The organism is Ruthenibacterium lactatiformans (assembly GCF_000949455.1).
Lineage (GTDB): Bacteria > Bacillota > Clostridia > Oscillospirales > Ruminococcaceae > Ruthenibacterium > Ruthenibacterium lactatiformans.
Genome location: NZ_JXXK01000075.1, coordinates 1 through 3,804, shown reverse-complemented (window position 1 = coordinate 3,804; position 3,804 = coordinate 1). Strand labels below are relative to the sequence as shown.

At 45.7% G+C, this 3,804-nt stretch carries 5 protein-coding genes; 4 read left to right on the top strand and 1 reads right to left on the bottom strand.

Annotation, left to right across the window (positions count from 1 at the left end; translation table 11 throughout):
• The 4 genes from TQ39_RS21500 to TQ39_RS19630 form a co-directional block, all read left to right on the top strand.
• A partial coding sequence (locus TQ39_RS21500) for a hypothetical protein (protein ID WP_207641417.1) occupies positions 1-245 on the top strand: 245 nt, incomplete at its 5' end.
• Positions 246-513: 268 nt separating this feature from the next.
• On the top strand, positions 514-2,037 hold the full coding sequence (locus tag TQ39_RS19640) for a Y-family DNA polymerase (RefSeq protein ID WP_050006784.1): 1,524 nt from the start codon (positions 514-516) through the stop codon (positions 2,035-2,037).
• Positions 2,034-2,441 (top strand): YolD-like family protein, encoded by a 408-nt coding sequence (locus TQ39_RS19635; RefSeq protein ID WP_009324183.1) that lies wholly within the window; start codon positions 2,034-2,036, stop codon positions 2,439-2,441. The genes TQ39_RS19640 and TQ39_RS19635 overlap by 4 nt, the downstream gene beginning before the upstream one ends.
• A gap of 65 nt (positions 2,442-2,506) precedes the next feature.
• Positions 2,507-3,142 carry a CpXC domain-containing protein gene (locus TQ39_RS19630; RefSeq protein ID WP_167541562.1) on the top strand — a complete coding sequence of 212 codons (636 nt, stop codon included), beginning with the start codon at positions 2,507-2,509 and terminating at the stop codon, positions 3,140-3,142.
• Positions 3,143-3,289: 147 nt separating this feature from the next.
• Here TQ39_RS19630 and TQ39_RS19625 read toward each other — a convergent pair whose 3' ends face one another.
• Positions 3,290-3,616, bottom strand: a complete 327-nt coding sequence (locus tag TQ39_RS19625; protein WP_050006782.1) for a hypothetical protein — start codon at positions 3,614-3,616, stop codon at positions 3,290-3,292.
• Positions 3,617-3,804 lie beyond the last annotated feature (188 nt).

Below are 3,804 nucleotides of genomic sequence, written 5' to 3'. Positions count from 1 at the left end.
AGCAGCTGACTCTTAATCAGCGGGTCCCGGGTTCGAGTCCCTGTTGGTGCACCAAAAACCGTCTCTTCGGAGGCGGTTTTTTAAAAGCCGCGCCAAAACGGCTTATCTGCTCAGAAGATTCCAGAAAGGACACAAGCCGCCTGGAAACCCAAAAACACCGTGAGTTGCAGCTCACGGTGTTTTTGGGTATTACTACTTTTTTTGACTGCGCTGTTTTGAAATCCTCAAAATTTTCCTGGAAATAATATTCGCCAAAATTCCACTCAGAACATCGAGCAAAAAGGACACGCAGCCACCTCCCTCCGGCTCCAGTTTGAAAAGGAAGCGTGTCCAGAATATCACTTCAAGGAAAAGATTGTCAATATGTAACTCAGATGTAGTTCAATAGAAATCCCAGCATCAGCAATGAACTGTGCTGGGATTTTTTTGTTGGAGATTTTATTCTATCGATTTTCAGAATGGAAGAGCAGTGGTATAATTTAAATAACTTGATTGAAGAAGGGGGAGACGCATATGACAGAGCGAACCTATTTGGCTATTGATTTGAAATCGTTCTATGCTTCGGTGGAATGCATGGAACGAAGCCTTGACCCAATGACGACCAATCTCGTTGTCGCGGATGCCAGCCGAACGGAAAAAACAATCTGCCTTGCGGTGTCCCCCTCGCTGAAGGCATATGGCATCCCCGGCCGGGCGAGGCTATTCGAGGTGGTACAGAAAGTCAAGGAAGCAAATCTCAAACGGCAGCGCAACGCGCCGGGATATAGATTCACAGGCGCTTCTTCGTCCTCTGTGGAACTGGCGAATAACCCTGGCTTGGCGATAGACTACCTCATTGCTCCGCCCCGTATGGCGCATTACATGGAACACAGCACCAGAATCTACAGCGTCTATTTAAAGCATGTGGCGCCGGATGACATCCACGTATATTCCATTGATGAAGTGCTGATCGATGCGACCTCATATCTGAAACGGGAAAATATCACTGCAAAAGATCTCGCAATGCGTATCATTCTGGATGTTCTTCGGACCACAGGCATTACCGCTACCGCGGGAATCGGCCCGAATCTGTATCTTGCTAAGATTGCGATGGACATCTATGCAAAGCATGTCCAGCCGGACGAAAACGGTGTGCGTATCGCAGAGCTGGATGAGATGAAATACCGCCAGTTGATGTGGACGCATCGGCCGCTCACGGATTTTTGGCGTGTGGGAAAAGGATACGAAAAGAAATTGGAGAGCATAGGCCTGTACACGATGGGAGACATCGCAAGATGCTCTTTAGGCCCGCCCACAGATTTGTACAACGAGGATACGCTGTATGACTTATTCGGCGTCAACGCCGAACTTCTGATCGACCACGCATGGGGCTGGGAACCATGTACCATTGCGGACATTAAGGCGTATAAGCCGGAAGCAAGCAATGTGGGCAGCGGGCAGGTGTTGGAGTGTCCGTATGATTTTGTGCGGACAAGATTGGTCGTGCGGGAGATGGCGGACCAGCTGGCGCTTTCCCTGGTCGAAAGCAGGCTTGTAACCAGGCAAATCGTTTTGACAGTCGGCTATGATATTGAAAATCTTACGGATAAAACAAGAAGCAAAGCGTATCATGGAGAGGTAAAGGTGGACCGGTATGGCCGGAAAATTCCAAAGCACGCGCATGGTACGGCGAATCTGCCGCGGTATACCTCATCCTCTGTGCAGCTTATGGATGCAGTGACAGAGTTATTCGAACGCATTGCAGACAAAAATCTGCTGGTGCGGCGGCTCAATCTTACAGCGGGAAATGTGCTCACTGAATCCGCGGCTCAAAAAGAGGAAGCGGTGGAGCAGCTCGACCTGTTTTCGCTGTCACCAACCAGCCAGGAAAAACGAGCGGAAGAAGAGAAGAAACTGGTCCGTGAACGCAAACGGCAGGAAGCAATGCTTGCCATCAAAAGGAAGTATGGAAAAAATGCGATCCTGAAGGGTATGAATCTGCAGGAAGGCGCAACGGCGAAAGACCGTAATGGTAAAATCGGAGGGCATAAAGCGTGACGGACAAGTATGAGGATATCATCCATTTGCCGCATCATGTTTCAAAAAAATACCCGCAGATGCCGGTGAGTGACCGTGCGGCGCAGTTTATTCCGTTCATGGCATTGACAGGCTATGAGGATGCGGTGGAGGAAACCGCGCGTCTGACAGACCGAAAAATCGACTTGGACGAAACACAAAAGAATTTATTGGATGATCTTCTTCGGAGCGCATCGGAATCCGGCGAAACGGTGGCGGTGCTGTACTTTCAGCCGGACAAAAGAAAAGCAGGCGGCGCTTATAGTATGAAAACAGGTATCATCAAAAAGATAGATGAGTACGGGAACTGCGTAAAAATGGAAGACGGCACAGAGATTCCGATTGAAGATATCATGGATATAAATGACGAGCTTCATATAGTGTGAGATATAAAGTTGCGATAATGCTGTTCAAATCAGCCAGTGACGGAGAGACTATAGGGGGAGAAACAATGTCGTTAAGACGTAAGAAAACGGTTGCATGTCCCAAATGCAACAAAGAAAGCGATTACTTGTTTTGGGAGAGTCTGAATGGTGATTTAGATCCGGAAGCCAAAACGCAGTTAATAGACGGCACTTTTTTTCAGTTTAAATGTCCCCATTGTGGACACGAATGCAAAGTGGATTACGGCATGCTTTACCATGATATGGCGCATCAAACTATGATCTATTATGTATCAGAAAACTCTGTAGAAGAAATACAAAAATTGTTTTCAGATAAAGATGGGGAAAGCGGATTTTTGATACCTAGATACAGAAAACGTATTGTAACAAATCAGAATGCACTACGCGAAAAAGCGATCATTTTTGAAAATGAATTGGATGATAGAGTAGTAGAATTGATAAAGCTTCTCTATCTTGTAGATGTGCAAGATAAATTTCCAGAGGTAAATATAGTAGAAGCATACTTTTTGGTACTTGAGGGTAAATACATCATCCAGTTTATGGGCGAGAAGTTTTTAAAGACTGAAATTCCGCTTGACCTCTATAAAAACGTTGAGAATAATTTTGCAGAAAGGCTTGCAGCAGAAGAGGAGAATCAATTTATGATTGATGTGAAATGGGCAAACGAATTTCTGAAGAAATAGCAGCTGTGTGGATATTCGTGAGGAGGAAAATAAAAAATCCCGCAGCCTTTCGGCGGCGGGACGGTGGAATAGAGGGATATCAGGTTATTCAGGCAGCGCCATGCCAAGCTTATCAGCGATCTCATCCCTTTAAAAGCGGCAGGCTTTTTACGCCCGTGGCAGCGCCATGCCAAGCTTATCAGCGATCTCATCCAGCTTCATGCCGGATTTTTGTGCCTGCCTGACAAGGAGTTTGATCTGGTCGGCTTTGCTTTTACGCGGTTTGCGTTTTTTCGGCGTAAGTACGTCTTTCTTTTTGGCTTCCAGTTTAGCGATTTTTTCTTTAACAGCGGCGATCTTGTTATCAAATTCGGTGGCAGACGCCGCTTTTTTGTTTTCCAATTCTAAAATGGAATCTTTCAGTTTTTCAATTTGGACATCCAAATCAGCAGCGATTTGTTCCGGGGTTCTCCGGACACGTTTTTCTTCAGACATTAAATAACACTCCAAACAAATATAGATTAAAGATAACTGGTAGTTTAAATATATCACAGTCAAATAAAAGTAACAAGACAAATTGTGTCGGAAGATGAAATGCAGATAACTGGATATAAAAAATGCTGATGTAACAGCCCCGCGGAAATATTTCCGTGGGGCTGTCTGCATAAATAGACCAGGGGGAA